Raw genomic sequence first — 23,417 nt, forward strand, 5'->3', positions numbered from 1 at the left:
ATCCCTTCAGCGTGTGGGTCAGAGCTTGGCCAACGACCTTGCGGGTTCGGTCGCGCTCCAGCACACACGCGAAGTCGTAGCTACCTCGATCAGCCTCCCGGTAGCTCTAGCTGTGATGTCCGGGGACGTTGTCCCGGGTTGAATGGGTGACGGCCTGTCGCGCAGGCAGGTGAAGGCCTCCGGCTGTGAAGTGGAGCTGTGCAGGAACCGCTTCATCGACCGGAGGCCCCTAACGCCACCCTGACCCCGCGAACCCGGCTACGGCTGGCTCGCCTGGTCGTCGAGCAGAGCTGGACCTGCGCGGCGGCGGCGAAGATGTTCATGGTCGCTGCCAAGACCGCCGCGAAGCGGGCTGAGCGGTACCGGCACGAAGGCGAAGCCGGGATGATCGATCGCAGCTCGCGTCCGCACCACAGCCCGGCCCGCACCCCCGGCCCGGCGGTGCGGGCGATCGGACCCGCCCCTACGGACCCCAGACCAACGGAACCTCGGACGCTTCCACCGCACCCTGGGCGAAGGCTGTTCCTACGCCCGCGTCTACCCGAGCGAACAGCAGCGCCGAGCAGCACTACCCGACTGGCGCCACTTCTACAATCACCACCGAGCCCACAGCGCCATCGGAGGCCACCCACCGATCACCCGACTGACCAACCTCCCCGGACACCACACCTAGAGGTCCGATTTGACAGCTCGTTGGCCAGTCGAGGAAGCAATCGGAGACGAATCCGTGCTCAGGGGACTCGGCCATCGACGTCGTACGCCCGTCAGCCGCGTTCGTGCAGCAGCAAGAGCGTGTACGCGGCGATCGACTGCGCGTCCGTGATGCCGCCGGTGGAGATCATCTTCTCGACCTCCGCGCGGGTGAACCACGCCGTCGTCATGTCCTGCTCTTCGAGCTCGCGCTCGGGCTCGCCTTCGGTGAGGTCCGTGGCGAGGTAGACGTGGCCACGCTGGCTGGACATGCCCGGTGCGACCTCGAGCAGCCCGATCTCGGTGACGGTGCCCGCGCGCAGGCCCGTTTCCTCACGCAGCTCGCGGCGCGCGAGCTCGGCCGGCGGCGTCTCGGCGAGGTCGGGCGCCGTGCCCTGCGGGAACTCCCAGCGGCGTTCCCCGACGGGGTAGCGGAACTGGTCGACCAGCTGCACGCGGTCGCCGTCGAGCGGGATGACGAGGGCGTAGGCCGGTTTGTCGACCACACCGTAGATGCCTTCGCTGCCGTCGGGCCGGCGGATGGCGTCCTCCCGCACCGTCATCCAGTTGTTCCGGTACACCTCGCGGGTCGCGACACGCTGAATGGGGTCCACTCGCCCAGTATCGCCGAGCCTGTCCTACCCTCGGCGGGTGCGTCTCGTGATCGCTCGCTGCCAGGTCGACTACGCCGGCCGCCTCACCGCCCACCTGCCGATGGCCACGCGCCTGCTGCTCGTCAAGTCGGACGGCTCCGTCTCGGTGCACTCCGACGACCGCGCGTACAAGCCGCTGAACTGGATGAGCCCGCCCTGCTGGCTCATCGAGGACGGCAAGCTGTGGATCGTCGAGAACAAGCAGGGCGAGAAGCTCGTGATCTCGATCGAAGAGATCTACCACGACCACGAGCAGGAACTGGGCGCCGAACCGGGCCTGCAGAAGGACGGCGTGGAAGCCCACCTGCAGGAGCTGCTCGCCGAGCACATCAAGACCCTCGGCGACGGCTACACCCTGGTGCGCCGCGAGTTCCCCACCGCGATCGGCCCGGTCGACATCATGGCCCGCGACGGGGAAGGCCAGTCGGTCGCCGTGGAGATCAAGCGCCGCGGCGAGATCGACGGCGTGGAACAGCTGACGCGCTACCTCGAACTGCTCAACCGCGACCCGCTGCTGGCCCCGGTGTCCGGTGTGTTCGCCGCGCAGATCATCAAGCCGCAGGCCCGCACCCTCGCGGAGGACCGCGGCATCCGCTGCCTGACCCTCGACTACGACGCCCTGCGCGGCATCGAATCGGACGAGTTCCGGTTGTTCTGAACCAGTCCGGGTGCCGTCAAGGGTTCCCGAGTCCGCGTTCCTGCCCGACCGGCCCCACGCCGGCGGCGGGAACCGGGCGGAACCACCGGCCCCGGCCGCACGGTTGAACGGCGGAAACGCCCGCAATTCCGTGTCCCGCTGGGTGAAGCGAGTTGATTGATCATTCAGCTACCTCCTGGTACATGAAGAAGTGATCTCCTCGCACCCCAGTGGAAGGTGAACGAAACGATGAGAAAAGGCCTGTACCTCGCCGGTGCCGTCACCGGGCTCGCGATGGTCGCGAGCGCCGCGCCTGCGCTCGCCGACACGGCGGACGTGGTTTTTTACTCCGGAGCGGGGCTCAGCGGTGTGCGCGAGGTGCCTGAGACGGGCACCCACGACGAATGCCTGCCGACTGCGCAGCGCAACACCTCCGCGGTCAACTACTCCGCAAACAGCATCCTGCTGTACTCCGGCCCGAACTGCACTGGCAGTGAGTTCGCGCTCGGCTCGCTGCACCAGGCGAACACCGTCTACGGCGGGTTCGTGAGCTACCGGGTCGTCCAGGCCTTCTGACGCGCACCGGCGCCGCGGACCGGAAGTGGTCCGGTCCGCGGTGAACCGGAAACGAATCGCAGCACAAAAGTGCGACGAATTCATTTCGAGCTGCGCCGTTCGAGTGAGCTCAAGAACCGTTGATGAGATCTGTGTCACACTCGTTCCGAGGGGTTTCACGCCGTTTGCCGAGGCGTCCTGGGGCGATGGATTTCCAGCACTGTCAACGGATTTCGCGCTGCGTCGAAATCCCTCCGGTAATCACGACGAGGAGGGAACGATGCGTTATCGACCCATTGGTACCGACCCCGCCGACCCGCGGCTCGGCCGGTTCGTCCCCGACGACTGGCAGCACCTCGAGCGGTATCCGCTCACCGCGCTCGCCACGAAGGAAAGACCCGTGCGGACGCCGGTCGTCATCGGCGTCAACTGGTACCGAGAGTTCGACGACCCGGAACCCGACGGGAAGTCCGGGGAGATGTTCATCGCCAAGGGTGGTTCGGTCACGACCGTCCGGGGTGGACACTGCGTGTGCCTCGAACCCGGCGGCACGCCGGACACCGACCAGTCGTACAACTTCTACAACCAGGGCGCGGAGGGCGCGTGCGTCGGCTTCGGCTGGTCGCGCTGCATGACGCTGTTCAACGGCGACGACTACGCGGCCCGCTGGCTGTGGGACGCCGCGAAGAAGCGCGACGAGTGGGCCGAGACCAATCCCGGTGACGAGAACGGCACGTCGGTCCGCGCCGCCGCCGAGGTGCTCAGGGAACTCGGTCACGTCGAGTGGCAGGACGAGTACTCCGACGACGACTGGCGGCGACGCGAGTCCTACACGCCCGACGTGAAGCAGGGCATCCGCGCCTTCCGCTGGGCCCGCACGGTCGACGAGGTCCACGCCGCCCTCGGCAACCACCGCGCGGACGAGCTCGGCGCCGTCCCGTTGCTGAACTCCTGGGGCGCGAACTACCCGCACCGCGTGTGGCTTCCCGACGAGGTCCTCGATCGGCTCATCCGGGAGGAGGGCGAGATCGCCGTGCCCACCGATCGCTGAGCGGGGCGCAGGGCTTCGTTTCCCCAGTTCAGGCTGGGGAGACGAAGCCCTCTCAGGGGAAAGTTCGTGTCGGCGTGCCACCGCCAAATCTATGCAGTACTGTCCGGATCTGACAGGACGCTGGTGTTTCCTGTGGGAAAATGTTTGATTCGGAGGTGGCTCGGGTGCAGGTCCTTGCCGACGCGAACCTGCGGCTCGACGCGAGTCCTATCGACTACATCGAGCTGGCGTTCTACTTCGTGCTGGTGCTCGGCATCGGCTATCTGGCCCGCAGGCAGGTGTCGAGCAGCCTCGACTTCTTCCTCTCCGGGCGCTCGCTCCCGGCGTGGGTGACCGGGCTCGCGTTCATCTCGGCCAACCTCGGCGCCATCGAGGTCATGGGCATGTCGGCCAACGGGGCCGAGTACGGCCTGCCGACCGCCCACTACTTCTGGATCGGCGCGATCCCCGCGATGCTGTTCCTCGGCGTCGTGATGATGCCCTTCTACTACGGCTCCAAGGTCCGCAGCGTGCCGGAGTTCATGCTCCGCCGGTTCGGCCCCGCCGCGCACTGGGTCAACGGCGCCAGTTTCGCGCTCGCGCAGATCCTGATCGCCGGCGCGAACCTGTACCTGCTGGCCAGCGTCGTGAACCTGCTGCTGGGCTGGCCGATCTGGGTCTCGATCATCGTCGCGGCCGTCATCGTCCTCACCTACACCGCGCTCGGCGGCCTGTCGGCGGCCATCTACAACGAGGTGCTGCAGTTCTTCGTCATCCTCGCCGCGCTGATCCCGCTCACGATCGTCGGCCTGTACAAGGTCGGCGGCTGGAACGGCCTGATCGAGAAGGTGACCAACAGCCCGGGCGGCGCCGCGCAGACCCACTCGTGGCCGGGCAACCAGCTGACCGGGTTCGGCAGCAACTTCCTGTCGGTCCTCGGCCTGGTCTTCGGTCTCGGGTTCGTGCTCTCGTTCGGTTACTGGACCACGAACTTCGTGGAGGTCCAGCGCGCCATGGCGTCGAAGAGCATGTCGGCCGCCCGCCGCACGCCGATCATCGGCTCGTTCCCGAAGATGTTCATCCCGTTCGTCGTGATCATCCCCGGCATGGTCGCCGCGGTGACCGTCACCGAACTGCAGGGCGCGAACAAGCAGGCGCTGCTGGACGGGCACGCCGCGCCCAGCGGGGCGACCTTCAACAACGCCCTGCTGCTGCTCATGCGCGACGTGCTGCCCAACGGCATCCTCGGCGTCGCCATCGCGGGCCTGCTCGCCTCGTTCATGGCCGGCATGGCGGCGAACCTGAGCTCGTTCAACACCGTGTTCACCTACGACATCTTCCAGACGTACCTGGTGAAGAACCGGCCCGACAAGTTCTACCTGAGCACGGGCCGCGTCGTGACCATGGTTGCGACGGTGCTGGCGATCTTCACCGCGTTCATCGCTTCGACGTACTCGAACCTGATGGACTACCTGCAGACGCTGTTCTCCTTCTTCAACGCGCCGCTGTTCGCCACGTTCATCCTCGGCATGTTCTGGAAGCGGATGACGAAGGCGGCGGGCTGGTCCGGCCTGGTGTTCGGTACCGCGGCGGCCGTCGTGATCTTCGTGCTCAGCAAGGTCGGCACGTTCACCCTGCCCGGCCAGGGCGTCAGCTTCGTGGCCGCGATCGCGGCATTCGTGGTCGACATCGCGGTGAGCGTGGGGGTCACCTACCTGACCAAGCCCAAGCCCGACGCGGAACTGGTCGGCCTCGTCTACTCGCTCACCCCGCGCGAGTCGCTCAAGCACGAGACCACCGGTGAGGATGCGGGCTGGTACCGCAAGCCCGTACTGCTCGCCGGGATCGCCGCCGTCATCACCATCGTCCTGAACTTCGCCTTCTAGGAGGACGACCGCCATGGCAATCGAACCCACCTCGCGGCCGCGCAAGGGCGGCGCGTTCGACATCCGCCTGATCATCGCCCTGCTCACGGGTGTGTACGGCATCATCCTGACGGTCATGGGCATCGCGTTCTACACCGAAGCCGACGAGCAGAAGGCGGCCGGCGTGAACATCAACCTGTGGGCGGGGATCGCTCTGCTGGTGTTCACCGCGCTGATGGTGCTGTGGGCGAGCCTGCGCCCGCTCATCGTGCCGCCGCGGCAGGACCAGACCGACGAGTCCGGCACCGACGAACCGCCGGTGGCCGGATAAGCGCGTTGTCCGGACAGCCGGGCGGGCTGCCGCTAGCGTGCCCCGCGTGCACGATCTGAAGCGCGGCCAGTCGCCGAAGTTGTTCGCCCTGGTGGTGGCCGGTGTGCTCGGCCTGAGCGCCTGCGGCGGTCCGGACCTCGGCAAGCAGAACTTCCCCCGCACCACCGTCGCCGCTTCGGGCGGGGACACCGGCAGCGGGCCCATCACCGACCCGGCGGTCACGGTGGCCGCGCTGCGACCGTTGCTGCCGTGCCAGTTCCTCGACCAGGCTTCGCTCACGCCGCTCGGTGCGCCCGAGGGTGAACCCGAAGCGGAAACCGTGAGTTTCGCCGAGTGCCGGGCCAAGGTGAAGGACGCGGGCGGCAAGGAGATCTCGGTGACCGCCGAAGTCGGGGCCATCGTGGTGTTCGCTTCGGACAAGACGACCGGCCAGGTCGGCGGGCTCCCGCAGGTCGAGGTGCCGGACCAGACCGGTGGCTCCTGTTCGGTCAGTGCGCTGACTTCGCGCACGCCCAACCTCGGCCTCACGTTCGACATCGACTACAGCGGCGGCGATCCGTGTGCGGCCGGACGCACACTGCTGCGGTCCGCCGTGCCGAAGCTGCACAATTCGCCGCAGAAGTACCCCGAGGCCAAAGGATCCGTCGTCACGGCGGATCCCTGCACGATGCTCGACCAGTCCGCCGTGGACGGCGTGGTGAAAAACGCCAGGCCCGAGGCGACCGGGCTGCACAGCTGCCAGTGGGGTGACAGCGGGACGATCGCGGTGCGGTTCAACCCGGGCGTCCCGCCGGTCGAGGGCGGCGGCTGGGTGAAGACCGACGTGGGCACCGCGAGCCAGGCCTTCGCCAAGAAGGGCACGGGCCCGAGTTCGACCTGTGAGGTGCAGTGGCAGCACCGGCCGTGGCAGGGCGAGGGCGGCGAACTCGTCCAAGTGCAGTACACGAACTACAACGCTCAGGCTGACCAGGACGACCCGTGCGGCAAGGTGACGGGGCTGGCGAAACAGGTGGCCACGAAACTGCCCCGGCCCTGAAGCTTGGCAGGGGGTGCCTCCGGGCGACTAGGTTGGGGGAACCACCACGCCGACGTGCCGGAGGTCCGCCATGAAGAAGATCATCAACGACCCGGCCACCGTGGTCGCGGACTCCTTGAGAGGCCTCGCGGTCGCCCACTCCGACATCCTGCGTGTGCGGGACGATCCCGCGGTCGTCGTGAGGGCCGACGCGCCGGTACCGCGCAAGGTCGCCGTGATCTCCGGTGGCGGCTCGGGTCACGAACCGATGCACGGCGGCTTCGTCGGCCGCGGCATGCTCGACGCGGCCGTGCCCGGTGCCGTGTTCACGTCGCCCACGCCGGACGCGGTCCAGGCCGCCGTCGCCGCGACGACGGGGCCTTCGGGCGCACTGCTGATCGTGAAGAACTACACGGGCGACGTGCTGAACTTCGAGACCGCCGCCGAGCTGGCCGCGGCCGAGGACCTCGACGTGCGCAGCGTGGTCATCGACGACGACGTCGCGGTGAAGGACTCCACGTTCACGGCCGGCCGCCGCGGGGTCGGCGGCACGGTACTGCTGGAGAAGATCGTGGGCGCGGCCGCGGAGCGCGGCGACTCGCTGGAAGCGGTGGAGGCGCTGGCGCGCAAGTTGGTCGGCCAGGTGCGCTCGATCGGGGTGGCGCTGACGGCGCCGACCGTGCCGCACGTCGGCGAGCCGAGCTTCGACCTGGGCCCGGACGAGATCGAGTTCGGCATCGGCATCCACGGCGAGCCGGGCCGCGAGCGCCTCCCGGCCGAACCGGCCGACGCGCTGGTGGCGCGGATGGTCGACGCGATCGTGCCCGACCTGCCGTACGAGGCGGGGGACAAAGTCCTGCTGTTCACCAATTCCATGGGTGGCACACCGCTGCTGGAGCTGTACCTGGCGCACGGCATCGCCGAGCGGCTGCTCGCCGAGCGTGGGATCGTGGTCGAGCGCCGGCTCGTCGGCCCGTACATCACGAGTCTCGAGATGCAGGGCATCAGCCTGACGGTGCTGAAACTGGACGACGAGCTGACCGAGCTGTGGGACGCGCCCGTGTGGACGCCCGCGCTGCGGTGGGGGGTCTGATGGGCTGTTCTTCCGAAGGGCTGGCGGCGGCGCTGCGGGCCGCCGCCGAGGTCGTGGCCGAGCACCGCACCGAGCTCGTGGACCTCGACCGCGCCATCGGCGACGGCGACCACGGCGAGAACATGAACCGGGGGTTCACCGCGATCGTGTCCGCTTTGGAGACGGAGGTGCCGCCGACGCCGGCCGCCGTCGCGAAGCTGGCGGCCACCACGCTGATCTCGAAGGTCGGCGGCGCCGCGGGTCCCTTGTACGGCACGGCTTTCCTGCGCGCGGCCACGAAGCTGGGCGACGCGACGGAGATCGACGTGCCGCTGGCCGTCGCGGCGCTGGAGGCCGCGCTCGAAGGCGTGCAGACCCGCGGCAAGGCGGTGGGCGGCGACGCGACGATGGTGGACGCGCTGATCCCGGCCGTTTCGGCGGCGACCGCGGCAGCTGCCGCTTCGGACGCCACGGTTGCCTCGGTGCTCGCGGCCGCCGCCGAGGCGGCCGACCGCGGTGCGGAGTCCACAGTGGATCTCGTGCCGCGCAAGGGCCGGGCGTCCTACTTGGGCGAACGCGCCGTGGGGCACATGGATCCCGGGGCCCGCTCGTCGGCCCTGCTGCTGCACGCGTTCGCGGAGGCCGCCCGGTGACCGTCGGGATCGTGCTCGTCTCGCACAGCGCCAAGCTCGCCGAGGGCCTGGCCGAACTCACGTCCCAGATGGCTCCCGACGTCCGGGTCGTGGCCGCCGGCGGCTTGCCCGACGACGGGGGCCTCGGCACCGACTACGACGAAGTCGTGGCCGCCACCCAGCGCGCGGACTCCGGCGACGGCGTCGTGTTGCTGTATGACCTCGGCAGCGCGCAGATGACCGCGGAACTCGCCGTGGAGTCCCTGGCGGACCCGTCCGCGGCGGTGGTCGCCGACGGTCCGCTGGTCGAAGGCGCCGTGGCCGCCGCCGTCGCCGCACAGGGTGGGGCCGACCGGAAGGCGGTCGCCGAGGCCGCCGCGAGCGCGGGACTGGCTCCTGACCTGTCTCTTGTGGACGCTCCGCTGGACGCGGACGCCGCGCAGGAGAAGGAGTTCACGCTCACCAACGACGTCGGCCTCCACGCCCGCCCCGCGGCCGTCCTGGCCCGAAGCCTGGCTTCCCTCGACGCCGAAGTCACCGTCCGGCTGGGCGAACAGGAGGCCGACGCCCGCAGCGTGCTCGCGCTGATGTCGCTCGGCGCGCGTCAGGGCGACCGGATCGCCGTGCGTGCCCACGGCCCGCAGGCTTCGGAAGCCCTGGCGAAGGTCACCGAACTCGTGGACACGAACTTCGGCGAGTAGTCCACTTCGGACGCAGGGTCTGGCGGTGGAAACCGCGGGTTCGCGCTCGCGGAGATCGCCGCCGCCGGTGGTCAGGGTCGAGCAGGGGGCAGCAGAGGTCCGCCGCTCCAGTGCTGGAACACCAGGTTCGTGTGGACGCGCGCCACTTCGTCGCGGGCGGTGAGTTCGTCGAGGACCAGGCGCTGGAGCTCGGCGGCCGAGCTGGTGGCGACGTGGGCCAGGAAGTCGTCCGGGCCGGTGAGGTGGTAGACGGCGCGGACTTCGGGCAGCGCGAGCAGGTGCTGCACGAACGGGTCGACCAGCGGGCGCCGGTGGGGGCGGACCTGGACGAACAGGAACGCCTCCAGCGGACGGCCCAGCTTGGCGGCGTCGACCTGCGCGTGCTGGCCCGTGATGACGCCCGTTTCGCGCAGGCGGGCGACGCGGTCCAGGCACGTGGACGGCGCGATGCCGACGGCGGCCGCGAGGTCCTTGTTCGACATCCGGGCATCGTTCTGCAGCAGGCGCAGGATCTCGAGGTCCACCGGGCTCAGTTCGACGGATCCGGTCATCGCGCGAATGATATCCGACACCATTGCGGGAAAACCGCACGATGGCCGAGTCTCCGGGTATGACGGACCTGCGCACCCGAGCCGTCCACGCCGGCCGCGACGACCTGACCGACCTGGGTCTGCACGCGGCGCCCCTCGACTACTCGACGACGTACCCGTCGCGTGACAGCGCGGCCGAGGCCAGGCGCATCGACGAGTTCGCGGCCGGCGGCCATGTGAGCGGGATCTACGGCCGCATCGGCAACCCGACGGTCGAGCGGTTCGAGCGGGCGCTCGCCGAGCTGGAGGGGTTCGAGCACGCGGTGGCGTTCGCGAGCGGGATGTCCGCCGTGCAGCGGGGGAAGCGCCACGTCGTCGGCGTCCGGTCGCTGTACGGGTCGACCGACCACCTGCTCACGTCCGGCCTGCTCGGCACCGAGGTCACCTGGGGCGCGCCCGAAGACGCCGCCCGAGCCGTTCGGGAGGACACCGGGCGGGTGTTCGTCGAAACCCCGGCGAACCCCGCGCTCACCGAACTCGACATCGCGGCGCTCGTCGAACGGTGCGGTGCCGTGCCCGTCCTCGTGGACAACACCTTCGCGACGCCCGTGCTGCAATGCCCTGGCCACCACGGCGCCCGGCTTGTGCTGCACTCCGCCACGAAGTTCCTCGGCGGCCACGGCGACGTGATGGGCGGCGTCGTCGCGTGTGACGCGGAGGAGGCCGCGCGCTTGCGGGACATCCGGTTCGCGACGGGCGCGGTCCTGCACCCGTTGGCGGGCTACCTCTTGCTGCGCGGGCTTTCGACGCTCCCGTTGCGTGTCACCGCAGCCTCGGCCACCGCCGCGGTCCTCGCCGAGCGCCTGGCGCAACACCCTGCGGTGACCGCGGTGCACCACCCGCGCATCGGCGGGCCGCTCGTGGCGTTCGAGGTGGCCGGCGACCCGCACGCGGTGATCGGCGCCGTCCGCGTGATCACTCCCGCGGTGAGCCTCGGCAGTGTCGACACGCTGATCCAGCACCCGGCGTCGTTGACGCACCCGGTCGCCGCGGAGCACGACCGCGAGAAAGCCGGCATCACCGGCCGGCTGATCCGCCTCTCGGCCGGCCTCGAAGACGTCGAGGACCTGCGGCACGACCTCGACCAGGCGCTGAAGGCCTGCTGAGCGTCAGTTCGAGCAGCACCCGCCGCCGCAGCAACCGCCCGACGGCGCGGGTGTCGCGGCGGAGCCGGTGAGCGCGACGGTGGTCAGCAGCTTCACGGTGTCCGAGTGCCCCTCGGGACACGGTGCCGGCGCGCTGGACTCGCTCATCGGCCGCTGCAGCTCGAAGGTGCCGGTGCACTCGCGGCAGCGGTAGGCGTAGGTGGGCATGGCCCGATTATCGCCCGTGTGGCCACGAGGGGGAAGCTGTCGGGGTGGACGTTCCCGAGATCACGGACCTCCCGCACCTGGGCCAGGTCGTGCCGGCGGTGCTCGGCGCGCTCGGTGTGCCGGGCGAGGACGGTTCGCTGGCCCTGCCGGAAGCTCGCAGCGCGTGTGTGCTGTTGATCGACGGTCTCGGCTGGCAGCTGCTCGCCGAGCACGCCGCCGACGCACCCGTGCTGACGGAGCTGGCGAAGAGCCCGCTGCGCGTCGGCTTCCCGTCGACGACGGCGGCCGGCGTCGCGGCGATCGGCACCGGTCTCGCGTCGGGGGAGCACGGCATGGTCGGCTACACGTTCGAGGTGCCGGGCGCGGGTGTGCTCAACGCCCTGCGCTGGCGCTCGCACGACGACGGCAGCGACCTGCGTGGCGCCCTGCCGCCGCGCGACGTCCAGCCCCTGCCGACGACCTTCGAACGCGCCGTCGCCGCGGGCATCGAGGCGGCCGTGGTGTCGTCCGCGCAGTTCGCCGACACGGCGCTGACGCGCGCCACCCAGAGCGGCGCGCGGTACGCCGGCGTGCACGCGCTCGGCGACCTCGCCGCGCGGACGCTGGACGTGCTGGCCTCGCGCGCGTTCTGCTACGCCTACCACAGCGAACTCGACCTGCTGGGCCACCTGTACGGCCCGGGTTCTCCCGCGTGGCGCATGCAGCTGCGCCACGTCGACCGGCTCGTGGAGTCCCTTGTGGACGGTCTGCCGGCGGGTGCGCTGCTCGCCGTCGTCGCGGACCACGGCATGGTCGCGGTGGACGACAAGCTCGACCTCGAGGACACACCCGCGCTGCTCGCCGGCGTGCGCGCCTTCGGCGGCGAAGTGCGGGCGCGGCACGTGTACGCCGAAACCGGAGCCGAAGCCGACGTGCTGGCCGCGTGGCAGGAGGTGCTGGGCTCCCGCGCCTGGGTCCTGCCCCGCGACGAGGCCATCGCGCGCGGCTGGTTCGGCGCGACCGTCAGCGACCGCGTGCGACCGCGCATCGGCGACGTCGTCGCGGCGGCACAAGGCACGTTCGGCATGGTGCGCGAGCTGTCCGAGGCCGTTGAGTCGTCGCTGATCGGGCAGCACGGTTCCCTGACTGAGGCCGAGCAGCTCGTCCCCCTGGCCCTCGCCCACGGGTGACCCGACGTGCCCCGACGCAACCGCCCCGGCCGCGGCCGGCCCGAGCGCCCCGACCTGGGCTCCGTCAGCGGCTGGGCCCACCCCGAATCCGGTCCCGACGGCGAGTGGCTCGTCCGCACCGTCCCCGGCTCGCACGCCACCAAGACCTACCGCTGCCCCGGCTGCGACCACGAGATCCGCCCCGGCACCCCCCACGTCGTGGTGTGGCCGGCCGACGAAACGGGCTCGGTCGCCGACCGCCGGCACTGGCACCGGGCGTGCTGGGAAGCGCGGGCGCGCCGGCGGCCGAACCGCCGCTGGTGACCCAGCGCCGGAACACCCGGCGCCGGAACACCTGCGCCGGAACACCCAGCGCTGAAACACCCAGCGCTGAAACACCTAGCGCCGGAAGTGCCGCGAAACCGCCCCCTCGTACTCTTCCTCCTCGTACTTCGTGAACCCCAGCCGTTCGACGACCCGCAGCGACGGCGTGTTCGCCACGTTCACCGAGATCAGCACCGGGATCGCCGGCAGTTCCCGTTCGACCCAGTCGACAGCGGCGCGCGGGGCCTCCACGGCGTAGCGCTCGCCCCACGCGGCCGGCGCGAAGCGGTACGCCAGGTTGAGCACTCGTTCGTCCCGGAAGCGGCGCAGGCGGACGCCCGCGAGGCCCAGCACCTCGGTGCCCCCGCGTTCCCGGACGGCGCAGTAACCGTAGCCGTGCTCGGCCCAGTGGGCCAGCCACGAGTCGAACAGCAGCTCGCCGTCGGGCGGCGCGGGCAGGGCGGGGTTGAGGCGGTTGGTCGCCGGGTCCGTCTCGATGGCGACGACGGCCGGGCGGTCGGCTTCCGCGAGAGGCCGCAGCACCAGCCGTTCGGTCTTGATCTCCCTCAGCACCCCCGACGGTAGCGGCGGGGTCCGACAGGATTTCCGCCACAATCAGCACCATGACCGAACTGCCGCTCGTGCTGCTGCACGCCTTCCCGCTCGACGCCCGCATGTGGGACCCGGTCCGCGCGCCGCTGGCCGAGCGCTTGCGGGTCATCACCCCCGACCAGCGCGGGCTGGGCCGCAGCCCGCTGCCGGAATCGGACCGCGAACCGAGCCTCGACGACGCGGCGCGGGACGTCGTCGCGCTGCTCGACCGGCTGGAGCTGGACGAAGTGGTGCTCGGCGGCTGCTCGATGGGCGGCTACCTCGCGCTGGCCGTGCTGCGCCACGCCCCCGACCGCGTCGCCGGCCTGGTGCTCATCGACACCAAGGCCACCGCCGACACTCCCGAAGCCGCCGAGAACCGGCTCAAGGTCGCCGAACGCGCCGAAACCGAGGGCGTCAAGGGGTGGCTGGCCGACGCGAACCTGCCGAACCTCCTCGCGGAAGCCGCGCCGGCCGAGGTCGCCGATCGCGTCCGCGGCCTCATCGACGACCAGCCGCCCGCCGGCGTCGCGTGGGCGGCGCGCGCCATGCGCGCCCGGCCCGACGCGCTCGACGTGCTGCGCGGCGCCGATGTCCCCGCGCTCGTGATCGTCGGCGAGGAAGACGCGATCACGCCGGTCGAGGCGGCGAACGCGATGGTCGACGCCGTGGGCGACGCCACGCTCGTCGTCCTGCCCGGCGCCGGCCACCTGACGCCGCTGGAGGACCCGGCGGGTGTCGTCGAGGCGATCCTCGGCTGGTACGCCTAGCCGGGGAAGTGCTCCGCCAGCGCGGCCCGTGCCTCGCCCAGCCGGTGCGGGAACCGCACGGCGACGAGGAAGCGCCACACCACCACGAGCAGCTCGCGCAACCGCGTGCACACGGCCAGCGCCACGGGGTCCGCGTCGGCCGGATAAGCCGCCAGGAACTCGGGTCCGCCCTGCTTCGCGAGGATCGCGAGGTCCCACGCGAGCGGCCCGCGCCAGGTGTCTTCGAAGTCGAGCCAGCACGGGCCCGCGGCGGTTGCGATGACGTTGCGGGGATGAGCGTCGCCGTGCAGGGCTTGGCCGTCGCCGGAAGGCAGTTCCCCCGCGAGCCGCAAGGCTTCGTCGCGGATCCGCGGAGCCGCACCGGCCATCGTGGCGCCGTGGCGCTCGAGCGCGCCCAGGATCTCGTCGACGGGCCCGCGTGCGGGAAGTTCACCCGGATAGGCACGCAGTGCCCCGTGGACTTCGGCGAGGGATCCCGCCACCTCGCCCGGCGTGTGCCGATGGTCCGGATCGTGCGGTGTCCAGTGCCAGAGCGTGACCGGCAGACCGTGCGCGAAATGCGGTCCGGCCGGGGGATCCGCGGTGGGTGAGACGACGCGCACACCACTCTCCGTGAGGTGGCGCGAGAGGGCGACGTCACGCGCCAGCCAGGCCGTCGCATCGGGGCGCAGCAGCAGCGTCGTGCCGGGTACCCGAGCGACGACGGAACCCAGTCTCACCAGCACGTTCGAGCGTTCGTGGAGCACCTCGGGCGCCCGTGCGCCGAGCCCGTGCCGCCGGGCGACGGCGAGCGCCGCTTCGAGCGCGGAAGCCGTGTACCGGTCGGCCATGCGCTGATCTAACCAGCCGGTGCGAGCGACGGTGGGTAGCGAGGGCTACGATCCCTCCTAGTCGCCGGATCAGGCCTCGTGCCGACTCCGGCGACTCGGACGATGACCACCGAGGTTTGAGTGTTGGAGGCAGGAGTGACGGCCGTAGCCCCCAAGCCGATCGCAACGCGCCCGTATCCCGCGCGCGAGTCGGTAAAGGGTTCGTACCTGCTGCGGTTGTTCCGCACGACGGACCACAAGCAGATCGGCATCATGTACCTGGTCACGTCGTTCGCCTTCTTCATGGCGGGCGGCGCGATGGCCATGCTGATCCGCACGGAACTGGCCCGGCCGGGCCAGCAGTTCCTGTCGCAGGAGCAGTACAACCAGCTGTTCACGATGCACGGCACGATCATGCTGCTGCTGTACGCGACCCCGATCCTGTTCGGGTTCGCGAACTTCGTGCTGCCGCTGCAGATCGGTTCGCCGGACGTCGCGTTCCCGCGGCTGAACGCGTTCTCGTACTGGCTCTACCTCTTCGGTGGGCTGATCGTCCTTTCCGGATTCCTGACCCCGGGTGGCGCCGCCGACTTCGGCTGGTTCGCCTACACCCCGCTCTCGGACGCGATCCACTCGCCGGGCGTCGGGGCCGACCTCTGGATCTCCGGCCTGGTCGTCTCCGGTCTGGGCACGATCCTCGGTGCGGTCAACATGGTCACCACCGTGGTCTGCCTGCGCGCGCCGGGCATGACGATGTACCGGATGCCGATCTTCACCTGGAACATCCTGGTCACCAGCATCCTGATCCTGCTCGCGTTCCCGATCCTGACCGCGGCCCTGTTGGGTCTGCTGGCCGACCGGCACCTCGGCGCGCACGTGTTCGACCCCGCCAACGGCGGCGTGATCCTCTGGCAGCACCTGTTCTGGTTCTTCGGGCACCCCGAGGTCTACATCGTCGCGCTGCCGTTCTTCGGGATCGTGTCCGAGATCTTCCCGGTCTTCAGCCGCAAGCCGGTGTTCGGGTACAAGGGGCTGGTCTTCGCGACGCTGGCGATCGCGGCCCTGTCCGTGGCGGTGTGGGCGCACCACATGTACGCCACCGGCGCCGTGCTGCTGCCGTTCTTCTCCTTCATGACGTTCCTGATCGCGGTTCCGACCGGCGTGAAGTTCTTCAACTGGATCGGCACGATGTGGAAGGGCCAGCTGTCCTTCGAGACGCCGATGATCTTCTCGATGGGCTTCATCGTCACGTTCCTCTTCGGCGGTCTGACCGGTATCCTGCTGGCCGCCCCGGCCATCGACTTCCACGTCTCGGACAGCTACTTCGTGGTGGCGCACTTCCACTACGTGCTCTACGGCACGATCGTGTTCGCGACCTTCGCCGGCATCTACTTCTGGTTCCCGAAGATCACGGGCCGGATGATGGACGAGAAGCTCGGCAAGTGGCACTTCTGGACGACGTTCATCGGCTTCCACGGCACGTTCCTGGTGCAGCACTGGCTCGGCGCCGAGGGCATGCCGCGCCGCTACGCCGACTACCTCGCCAGCGACGGGTTCACCACGCTCAACACGATCTCCACGATCGGCGCGTACATCCTGGGCGCGTCCACGCTGCCGTTCATCTGGAACGTGGTCAAGAGCTACCGCTACGGCGAGATCGTCACCGTCGACGACCCGTGGGGCTACGGCAATTCCCTCGAATGGGCCACGTCCTGCCCGCCACCGCGGCACAACTTCACCGAACTGCCCCGCATCCGCTCCGAGCGCCCCGCGTTCGAGCTGCACTACCCGCACATGGTGGAGCGTATGCACGCCGAAGGGGAGATCGGCTTCTTCGGCAAGCCGCGTCACGCCGGCGCGCCCTCGCAGAAGCTCGTCGAGGCCACCATGCCGGGCAGCCACGACACCGACAACGCGGGCGAGCAGTAAGCCCGGCGTGAACCACCAGGGGCGCGTGCCCGGCTCATCCGAAGCCGGGCACGCGCCTTTTTGGTACCCCCACCCCGCGCGGGCCGGGGCGTCCATCGTTCGGGCCCGCGTTGTGTGAAGCCGGGCACGCGCTCTTCTTGCGCTCGCCGTGGGAGGCCAGACTGGTGCTGCTCGCACAGCGTTGAACGAGGGATGGAGCCCAGTGACCCAGACGCCAGTCCTGATCACCACTACCGGTCCCGACAAGCCGGGGGTGTCGTCCGTGCTGTTCGCGGCGCTGACGCGCCACGACGTCGACGTGCTGGACGTCGAGCAGGTCGTGATCCGGGGACAGCTCGTGCTGGGCGTGCTCGCCGGCGTCTACCGCGACCCGGAGGGCCTGCAGGAGTACGTGGAGCAGGCGATGGCGACCGTTGGCATGCAGGTCGAGGTGAAGATCGGCGACGAGATCGGCGCCGACCCGTTCGCGCTCGGGCGGCGGGACTCGTCCCACGTGCTGGTGATGCTGGGACGGCCGGTCACGGCGCGGGCGTTTTCCGAGGTCGCAGCGCGGCTGGCGGGGCTCGGGGCGAACATCGATTCGATCCGGAGCGTCGCCGATTACCCGGTGACCGGGCTGGAGTTGTACGTCTCCGTCCGCGAGGACACCGAGGCTGCCGACGCGGAGCTGCGGTCGGTGCTGGCCGACGCGGCGTCGACGGCCGGGGTGGACGTCGCCGTGGAGCGCGCCGGCATCAGCCGGAAGGCGAAGCGGCTGGTGGTGTTCGACGTCGACTCCACGCTCGTGCAGGGTGAGGTCATCGAGAAGCTCGGGGCCCACGCGGGCGTTGAACCGCAGGTCCGCGAGATCACCGAGGCCGCCATGCGCGGCGAGCTGAACTTCACCGAGTCGCTCGAACGGCGCGTCTCCCTGCTGGCCGGCCTGCCCGAGAGCGTGCTCGACGAGGTCGCCGCGACGCTGGAGCTCACGCCCGGCGCGCGCACGACCGTCCGCACGCTCAAACGCCTGGGCTTCCGCTGTGGAGTCGTCTCGGGCGGGTTCACGCGGGTCATCCGGAGCCTCGTGGACGACCTCGGGCTCGACTTCGCGGCGGCCAACGAGCTGGAGATCGTCGACGGAAAGCTGACCGGCCGCGTCGTCGGCGAGGTCGTGGACCGCGCGGGCAAGGCCAAGGCGCTGCGCCGGTTCGCCGACGAATACGGCATCCCGCTGGGACAGTGCGTCGCCGTCGGCGACGGCGCCAACGACATCGACATGCTGGCGGCGGCCGGCATGGGCGTGGCCTTCAACGCGAAGCCGGCGCTGCGCGAGGTCGCGGACACCGCGCTGTCGCACCCGTACCTCGACGCGGTGCTGTTCGTCCTGGGCGTCACGCGCGCCGAGGTGGAGGCCGCCGACGCGGCCGACGGAATGGCACTGGTCCGGCCGTGAACCGCGTGCTGGAACCGCTGGGCAGCCGCTACGCGTACTGGCTCGGGCTGCCCGCCGCGGCGACGTCCGACACGTCGGACGAGGACCCCGCGCAAGTGCGCGCCATGCCGATCATCCTGCGTATCGAACGCGCCGAGCCGCCCGGCCGCACGCCCCTGCTCGAGGCGGCGGCCGCCGCGGCGCTGGCCGTGTGTCTCGACGAGCGTTCCGAGCCCGGCGGCGAGTGGGCCGAGCCGATGCACGCGTGGCTGGACAACCGCATCCGCAAGGTCGCGCGCCGGGCTCGCGGGACGCACTGGCAGGCCGTGCAGGACTTGCCGGGCATCACCGTGTCGGTCGACGGCGCCGAGGCACGGGCGCTCGTGCCCGGCCTGGTCGGCGAGACGCCGAAGGAGGTGTCGCGCCTGCAGATCTCCGGCAGCGAACTGCCGCCCGACACGCCGGGCCCAGCGCCCGAAGGCGTGCCGTTGCTGCTGCTCAACCCGGAGGTGCCGATGACCGTCGGCAAGGCTTCCGCGCAAGTCGGGCACGGGACGATGATCCTGGCCTCGCTGCTGTCGGACGCCGAGCTGGCCGCGTGGGCCGCGCAGGACTACCGCGTCGCAGTGCGCACCCCGGCCCCCGCGCGCTGGAAGGAGTTGTGCCCGGTGGACGACCCCGAGGCCGGCTGGCGTGACGACCGCGTGATCGCGGTCCGCGACGCGGGCTTCACGGAGGTCGACCCGGGCACGATCACGGTGCTGGCGCAGTACCCGGCCTGATCGTTCCAGTGCCGTGCGTCGCTTTCCGGAACACCGGTGTGGCGCGGGTGGTTTTGGACAGTGACAACGTCGGGAGGAGCGGGCGATGAGCCTGGAAGTGCAGCGTGAAGGCGAACACGATTTCGTCGGGCGCAACGAGCGCGGTGCCGAGGTGCGCATCGGCCGCAAGGGTGCCGAGGGCGCGTTCTCCCCGGCTGAGCTGTTGCAGATCGCGGCCGCCGGGTGCTCCGCAGTAACTGCCGAACATCTGATCACCCGCCGCGTCGGCGACGACTCGAAGTTCAGCGTTTCCGTGACCGCTGATCGCCGGGAAGGGGCTTCGGAGCTGGACGCCGTCCACGTCGCCTTCGACGTCGACGTGTCCGCGCTCGACGCGGAGCAGCGGGAAGCCCTCGCGACGGCCGTGGATCGCGCGATCGACCGCTTGTGCACGGTCAGCCGGACGCTCAAGAAGGGCATCCCCGTGACGGAGACCTTCCCGACCGACTGATCGGCCGACCGGCGCAGCTCGCTGAGCCGCCCGTGCGCGAGCCCGGGTGGCTCAGCTCTGCCAGACGACGTACGCCTGGTCGGCATCCGTCGTCATGGCTTCGATGAACTTGTCGTTGTCGAAGCCCGGCAGTGCCTGGAGACGCTCTATGAGTGCGTCGGCGGCGGGGTCGCCGCTCGGCACGGCCGTGCCGGTGCCGTCGGAACCGACGAGCATGAAGAAGACGTCCTCGTTCCAGGGCCCGTCGGGGATGACTCTGACCATCACGGACTGCAGCTCCGTCCAGGTGACGGCTTCTTCGCTGCCATCGGCGAGACGGCGCCGCACCCCGGTGTCGTCGACACTGACGGTCCGGGATCGTGCGCTGGACGGATCCTGGGTCAACCGGTGCTCCCTGTCGTGTTCGTTCATCCCACCGTACCTGCCCCGGTTGTGCCCGCCGTCACGCGGGCGCGGCTGGGCGGGCCTCGCCGGCGCGGCCAGGTGGGTCGATCACGCCGGGGCCGCCGAATCGAGGCGCTTCAGCGCATCGCGGGCGACCTGCGGATCCGTGGTGGGCCACAGCGGGGGCAGCGATGCGCGCAGGAAACCGCCGTAGCGCGCGGTGGCCAGGCGCGAATCGAGCACCGCGACCACTCCGCGGTCGGTGATCGAGCGGTGCAGCCGGCCCGTGCCCTGCGCCAGCAGCAGCGCCGCGTGCGTCGCCGCGACGGTGAGGAACCCGTTGCCGCCACGGGCTTCCACGGCGCGCTGCCGGGCGGACAGCACCGGGTCGTCGGGGCGCGGGAACGGGATGCGGTCCACGACCACGAGCTGCAGCGAGGGCCCCGGCACGTCGACGCCCTGCCACAGCGTGAGCGTGCCGAACAGGCACGTGCGCGGGTCGTCGCTGAACTGCCGCACCAGCGTGGGCATCGAGTCGTCGCCCTGGCACAGGATCGGGAAGTCCAGCCGCTCGCGCATCTCCTCCGCGGCCTGCTTCGCCGCGCGCATCGACGAGAACAGCCCCAGCGTGCGCCCGCCCGCGGCCTGGACCAGCTCGGCCAGCTCGTCCATTGTGGACGAAGCCAGCCCGTCGCGCCCGGGCGGCGGCAGGTGCTTGGCCACGTAGAGGATGCCGTTGCGCGCGTGGTCGAACGGCGACCCGACGTCGAGCCCCGTCCACTTCGGTCCCTTGTCCTCGTCGGACGGCGCTTCCTTGTCCGTGGCCGTGCCGGGCGACTTCCGCACCCGCGCCTGGCCCGGCGGCAGGCCCCACTGCCGCGCCATCGTGTCGAACTCGCCGCCCAGCGTCAGCGTCGCCGACGTGAGCACGGTGGTGTGCAGGTTGAACACGCGCTCGCGCAGCAGGCCCGCGACACCCAGCGGGGCCACCTTCAGCGCCGGCGGCCGCGGGTTGGCCGAATAGCGGTCGCCGGTCAGCCACACCACGTCGCGCTGGTGCGCCAGGTCGTCGTCGTACGCGTCGAGCAGCCGCGCGGCGTTGTCATGCACCTCTTCGAGCAGCGACCGCGCCAGCTTGCGCGCGGTGGCCTCGTCGACGTCCTCCTTGCGGTCCGAGCCCAGCGCCGTGAGGCAGGCCTTCGCCGCGTCGCGCACCGCCGGGACCGCGCCCTTGAGCGGCTGCGGCAGCTCGTCCAGGCGCCCGGCCGGCAGGTCGTCGAGGATCAGGGCCAGGCCGTCGCTCGCCTCCATCAGGCGGTCGGCCTGGTCGGCGTCGATCAGCCGGCCGCAACGGCGCGCGGCCGCCGACACCATCGCGCTGGTCAGCTCGCCCGTGGCGACCGACGTGACGCGGTCGACCAGATCGTGGGCCTCGTCGATGATGACGAGGTCGTGGTCGGGCAGCACCTGGTAGCCCTGCAGCGCGTCGATGGCCAGCAGCGCGTGGTTGGTCACGACCACGTCGGCGCGCCCGGCTTCGGCGCGCGCGCGTTCGGCGAAGCAGTCGGTGCCGATCGGGCAGCGCGACGCGCCCAGGCATTCCTTGGCGGTGACGGATACCTGCCGCCACGCCTGGTCGGACACGCCGGGCACGAGCTCGTCGCGGTCGCCGGTCTCGGTGTCCGACGACCACTCGCGCAGCCGGGTGACCTCCTTGCCCAGCCGCGAAACGGCGAACGGGTCGAACAGCTGCGCGTCTTCCGGCTCCTCGGGCGCCCCCGTGTCGAGCCGGTGCAGGCACAGGTAGTTGCGGCGGCCCTTGAGGATCGCGAAGGTCGGTTCGCGCCCCAGCGGCTTCTTCAGCGCCTTCGCCAGGCGCGGCAGGTCGCGGTCGACCAATTGTCGTTGCAGCGCGATGGTGGCCGTCGAGACGACGACGGTGGCTTCCTTCTCCACCGCGTAGCGGATCGCCGGCACCAGGTACGCCAGGGACTTCCCGGTGCCCGTGCCCGCCTGGACGGCGAGGTGCTCACCGGTGCGGATCGCGTCGCCGACGGCGTCGGCCATCTTCACCTGGCCGGGCCGCTCGGCTCCGCCGACGGACTCCACAGCGTGGGTGAGGAGTTCGAGGACACCGGGGAAATCTGTTCGGGCGGGCACAGCGACACACGATAGCCCGCAGGACCGACAGGATCGGCGCTCCGGCGCGAACGGGCCGTTCGCGCCGGAGCGCCGCGGCTCCCGGGACGGGCTCAGTCCTCCTTGCGCACGCGGGCCACGGCGGCCCACACGAGCGGCAGGACACCCGCCGCGACCACGATCTTCAGCGCGTCGCCGATCAGGAACGGCACCACACCCTTGGCGAACGCGGTCGAGAAGTCGAACCCGGCGGCGGCCATCAGCCACGGCACGCCGAACGCGTAGATCACGACGTTTCCGAGCACCATGGTCCCCACCGTGCGCAGCGGCGTGCGGTCACCACCGCGGCGCGCGAGCGCACCCACGACGGCGCCGGCGAACACGAACCCGACGAGGTAGCCGGCGGACGCACCCGACAGGCCCGACGTCGCGCCCTGGAACCACGGCACGCCGGCCGCGCCGACGAGCAGGTACAGCAGCAGCGAAGCGGCGCCGCGGCGCATGCCGAGCGAGGCGCCGACGAGCAGTGCGGCGAACGTCTGGCCGGTCATCGGCACCGGGCTGCCCGGGACCGGGATGACGAGCTGCGCGGCCGCGCCGGTGAGCACGGCGCCGCCGGCGACCAGCGCGAGGTCGCGGGCGAGGGCGCCGGGCACGAGGTCGGCCAGCACCTGACGGCGGCCGGTGAGGGACAGCGACGACACGGAGACCTCCTGCGAACGAAAACGGACGTCCCCGGAGGTTAACGCTCGTTACCGCCGGAAATGACTACAAGTTGCGTTGGTCACGACGCCACTCGTCCGGGTGGTGTAGGGGTTGTGACGTTTCGCGGGGGTGCCTCGCTGCCGACGATGCACGTACGGGTCGAAGGGAGACGGGTGATGCGTGGTCGGGTCCGGTTGGTGGCGGCGACGGCCGTGCTGGGAGCCACCGTGCTCCCGGCTCAGGCCCACGCCGCGGACGTCACGTCCACCGGGTGGGGTTCCTCGGGCAGCGTCGACGTCCTGATCGACAACCAGCACGTGGTCACCGGCGAGCTCGCCCGCTGCGACGCCGACGGTCCCACCAGCGCCCGCACCGAGGGCGGCGAGACGGGCGACGTCGCGGTGTTCGGTCTCGGCGGCACCACCTGCGGCCGCAAGGACAACGTCACGACGGTGCAGGCGGGCGGGCAGCGCTTCGAAGCCGACGTGCTCAAGCGCTACGGCGGTCCCGCGATCAAGGTCCGCACGTACTCGGCCGGCTGCTCGACCACGCAGAACGGCAGCACCGGTTCGATCTCGATCGGCACGGTCACGGGCTTCACCGTGCCCTCGTCGATCCCCGCTGACTACCGCTTGACGATCCCCGGCGGCGAGGCGGGCACGGCGCTGGCCGCGGTCACCCTGAACGAGACCGTGACGCCGCAGCCCGCCGACGGCAGCCTGGTCACGCACGCCGTGCACATCGAGCTGTTCCCTCAGGGTGGTCCCGCGAGCGGCGACATCTACCTCGGCACCGCCGCCTGCAACCCGTTCGGCAAGGGCGGCGCGCCGAAGCCGCCGCAGAGCTGACCG

At 70.8% G+C, this 23,417-nt stretch carries 26 protein-coding genes and 1 pseudogene; 19 read left to right on the forward strand and 8 right to left on the reverse strand.

The features are described from left to right. Positions 1–198 precede the first annotated feature (198 nt). Positions 199–673: pseudogene (locus tag I6J71_RS50340) on the forward strand (leucine zipper domain-containing protein). A gap of 91 nt (positions 674–764) precedes the next feature. On the opposite strand, the gene I6J71_RS05820 reads toward I6J71_RS50340, so the two are convergent. Continuing rightward, positions 765–1,304, reverse strand: a complete 540-nt coding sequence (locus I6J71_RS05820) for an NUDIX hydrolase (RefSeq protein ID WP_204093772.1) — start codon at positions 1,302–1,304, stop codon at positions 765–767. Between the two features lie 37 nt (positions 1,305–1,341). On the opposite strand from I6J71_RS05820, the gene nucS reads away from it, so the two are divergent. The 9 genes from nucS (at position 1,342) to dhaM (ending at position 9,181) form a co-directional block, all read left to right on the forward strand. Continuing rightward, entirely contained in the window at positions 1,342–2,001 is a 660-nt protein-coding gene (nucS, locus tag I6J71_RS05825) for an endonuclease NucS (RefSeq protein ID WP_204093773.1), read from the forward strand. A 228-nt stretch (positions 2,002–2,229) separates the two neighbouring features. After that, positions 2,230–2,556: a hypothetical protein gene (locus tag I6J71_RS05830; RefSeq protein WP_204093774.1), complete on the forward strand. Its 327-nt coding sequence runs from the start codon at positions 2,230–2,232 to the stop codon at positions 2,554–2,556. A gap of 259 nt (positions 2,557–2,815) precedes the next feature. After that, positions 2,816–3,586 (forward strand): hypothetical protein, encoded by a 771-nt coding sequence (locus I6J71_RS05835; protein WP_204093775.1) that lies wholly within the window; start codon positions 2,816–2,818, stop codon positions 3,584–3,586. A gap of 164 nt (positions 3,587–3,750) precedes the next feature. Beyond that, positions 3,751–5,451 carry a sodium:solute symporter family protein gene (locus tag I6J71_RS05840; protein ID WP_204093776.1) on the forward strand — a complete coding sequence of 567 codons (1,701 nt, stop codon included), beginning with the start codon at positions 3,751–3,753 and terminating at the stop codon, positions 5,449–5,451. 13 nt (positions 5,452–5,464) lie between these two features. Further along, the gene (locus I6J71_RS05845; RefSeq protein WP_204093777.1) at positions 5,465–5,761 is read left to right on the forward strand and encodes a hypothetical protein; all 297 of its coding nucleotides are present in this window, start codon (positions 5,465–5,467) and stop codon (positions 5,759–5,761) included. A 46-nt stretch (positions 5,762–5,807) separates the two neighbouring features. Then, positions 5,808–6,797 carry a DUF3558 domain-containing protein gene (locus I6J71_RS05850; RefSeq protein WP_239154461.1) on the forward strand — a complete coding sequence of 330 codons (990 nt, stop codon included), beginning with the start codon at positions 5,808–5,810 and terminating at the stop codon, positions 6,795–6,797. A gap of 70 nt (positions 6,798–6,867) precedes the next feature. After that, positions 6,868–7,869 carry a dihydroxyacetone kinase subunit DhaK gene (gene dhaK / locus I6J71_RS05855; protein ID WP_204093779.1) on the forward strand — a complete coding sequence of 334 codons (1,002 nt, stop codon included), beginning with the start codon at positions 6,868–6,870 and terminating at the stop codon, positions 7,867–7,869. Continuing rightward, positions 7,869–8,501, forward strand: a complete 633-nt coding sequence (gene dhaL, locus I6J71_RS05860) for a dihydroxyacetone kinase subunit DhaL (RefSeq protein WP_204093780.1) — start codon at positions 7,869–7,871, stop codon at positions 8,499–8,501. The genes dhaK and dhaL overlap by 1 nt, the downstream gene beginning before the upstream one ends. Continuing rightward, positions 8,498–9,181: a dihydroxyacetone kinase phosphoryl donor subunit DhaM gene (gene dhaM, locus I6J71_RS05865; RefSeq protein ID WP_204093781.1), complete on the forward strand. Its 684-nt coding sequence runs from the start codon at positions 8,498–8,500 to the stop codon at positions 9,179–9,181. Before dhaL ends, dhaM begins: the two co-directional genes overlap by 4 nt. A 71-nt stretch (positions 9,182–9,252) precedes the next feature. Here the strand turns inward: dhaM and I6J71_RS05870 are convergent, their stop codons facing one another. Beyond that, the gene (locus I6J71_RS05870; protein ID WP_204093782.1) at positions 9,253–9,732 is read right to left on the reverse strand and encodes an Lrp/AsnC family transcriptional regulator; all 480 of its coding nucleotides are present in this window, start codon (positions 9,730–9,732) and stop codon (positions 9,253–9,255) included. Between the two features lie 59 nt (positions 9,733–9,791). Between I6J71_RS05870 and I6J71_RS05875 the strand changes: the two genes are divergently transcribed. Further along, positions 9,792–10,877 (forward strand): PLP-dependent aspartate aminotransferase family protein, encoded by a 1,086-nt coding sequence (locus tag I6J71_RS05875; RefSeq protein WP_204093783.1) that lies wholly within the window; start codon positions 9,792–9,794, stop codon positions 10,875–10,877. Positions 10,878–10,880: 3 nt separating this feature from the next. Here the strand turns inward: I6J71_RS05875 and I6J71_RS05880 are convergent, their stop codons facing one another. Then, positions 10,881–11,084 carry a zinc ribbon domain-containing protein gene (locus I6J71_RS05880; protein WP_204093784.1) on the reverse strand — a complete coding sequence of 68 codons (204 nt, stop codon included), beginning with the start codon at positions 11,082–11,084 and terminating at the stop codon, positions 10,881–10,883. A gap of 44 nt (positions 11,085–11,128) precedes the next feature. On the opposite strand from I6J71_RS05880, the gene I6J71_RS05885 reads away from it, so the two are divergent. Both I6J71_RS05885 and I6J71_RS05890 read left to right on the forward strand, forming a co-directional pair. After that, a complete protein-coding gene (locus I6J71_RS05885) occupies positions 11,129–12,253 on the forward strand; it encodes an alkaline phosphatase family protein (protein ID WP_204093785.1) in 1,125 nt (374 codons plus the stop codon). Between the two features lie 6 nt (positions 12,254–12,259). After that, the gene (locus I6J71_RS05890; RefSeq protein ID WP_204093786.1) at positions 12,260–12,556 is read left to right on the forward strand and encodes a hypothetical protein; all 297 of its coding nucleotides are present in this window, start codon (positions 12,260–12,262) and stop codon (positions 12,554–12,556) included. Between the two features lie 75 nt (positions 12,557–12,631). On the opposite strand, the gene I6J71_RS05895 is transcribed toward I6J71_RS05890, so the two are convergent. Further along, the gene (locus I6J71_RS05895; RefSeq protein ID WP_204093787.1) at positions 12,632–13,129 is read right to left on the reverse strand and encodes a GNAT family N-acetyltransferase; all 498 of its coding nucleotides are present in this window, start codon (positions 13,127–13,129) and stop codon (positions 12,632–12,634) included. 50 nt (positions 13,130–13,179) lie between these two features. Between I6J71_RS05895 and I6J71_RS05900 the strand changes: the two genes are divergently transcribed. Continuing rightward, positions 13,180–13,917 (forward strand): alpha/beta fold hydrolase, encoded by a 738-nt coding sequence (locus I6J71_RS05900; RefSeq protein WP_204093788.1) that lies wholly within the window; start codon positions 13,180–13,182, stop codon positions 13,915–13,917. Here the strand turns inward: I6J71_RS05900 and I6J71_RS05905 are convergent. Further along, positions 13,914–14,747, reverse strand: coding sequence for a phosphotransferase (locus tag I6J71_RS05905; protein WP_204093789.1), 834 nt, complete (start codon positions 14,745–14,747; stop codon positions 13,914–13,916). The genes I6J71_RS05900 and I6J71_RS05905 overlap by 4 nt on opposite strands. A 135-nt stretch (positions 14,748–14,882) precedes the next feature. Between I6J71_RS05905 and ctaD the strand changes: the two genes are divergently transcribed. The 4 genes from ctaD (at position 14,883) to I6J71_RS05925 (ending at position 19,338) form a co-directional block, all read left to right on the forward strand. After that, the gene (ctaD, locus tag I6J71_RS05910; protein ID WP_204093790.1) at positions 14,883–16,655 is read left to right on the forward strand and encodes a cytochrome c oxidase subunit I; all 1,773 of its coding nucleotides are present in this window, start codon (positions 14,883–14,885) and stop codon (positions 16,653–16,655) included. Positions 16,656–16,857: 202 nt separating this feature from the next. Next, a complete protein-coding gene (gene serB, locus I6J71_RS05915; protein ID WP_204093791.1) occupies positions 16,858–18,087 on the forward strand; it encodes a phosphoserine phosphatase SerB in 1,230 nt (409 codons plus the stop codon). Beyond that, on the forward strand, positions 18,084–18,848 hold the full coding sequence (locus tag I6J71_RS05920; protein WP_204093792.1) for a peptidyl-tRNA hydrolase: 765 nt from the start codon (positions 18,084–18,086) through the stop codon (positions 18,846–18,848). Before serB ends, I6J71_RS05920 begins: the two co-directional genes overlap by 4 nt. Positions 18,849–18,933: 85 nt before the next feature. Beyond that, a complete protein-coding gene (locus I6J71_RS05925; protein ID WP_204093793.1) occupies positions 18,934–19,338 on the forward strand; it encodes an OsmC family protein in 405 nt (134 codons plus the stop codon). Positions 19,339–19,389: 51 nt separating this feature from the next. Here I6J71_RS05925 and I6J71_RS05930 read toward each other — a convergent pair whose 3' ends face one another. The 3 genes from I6J71_RS05930 to I6J71_RS05940 all read right to left on the reverse strand — a co-directional run bounded on the left by I6J71_RS05930 (position 19,390) and on the right by I6J71_RS05940 (position 22,565). After that, positions 19,390–19,722 carry a hypothetical protein gene (locus I6J71_RS05930; protein WP_204093794.1) on the reverse strand — a complete coding sequence of 111 codons (333 nt, stop codon included), beginning with the start codon at positions 19,720–19,722 and terminating at the stop codon, positions 19,390–19,392. A gap of 108 nt (positions 19,723–19,830) precedes the next feature. Beyond that, entirely contained in the window at positions 19,831–21,882 is a 2,052-nt protein-coding gene (locus I6J71_RS05935; RefSeq protein ID WP_204093795.1) for an ATP-dependent DNA helicase, read from the reverse strand. 92 nt (positions 21,883–21,974) lie between these two features. Continuing rightward, the gene (locus I6J71_RS05940) at positions 21,975–22,565 is read right to left on the reverse strand and encodes a biotin transporter BioY (protein ID WP_204093796.1); all 591 of its coding nucleotides are present in this window, start codon (positions 22,563–22,565) and stop codon (positions 21,975–21,977) included. 177 nt (positions 22,566–22,742) lie between these two features. On the opposite strand from I6J71_RS05940, the gene I6J71_RS05945 reads away from it, so the two are divergent. After that, on the forward strand, positions 22,743–23,414 hold the full coding sequence (locus tag I6J71_RS05945; protein ID WP_204093797.1) for a hypothetical protein: 672 nt from the start codon (positions 22,743–22,745) through the stop codon (positions 23,412–23,414). The last annotated feature ends 3 nt before the right edge of the window (positions 23,415–23,417 follow it).

The organism is Amycolatopsis sp. FDAARGOS 1241, from assembly GCF_016889705.1.
Lineage (GTDB): Bacteria > Actinomycetota > Actinomycetes > Mycobacteriales > Pseudonocardiaceae > Amycolatopsis.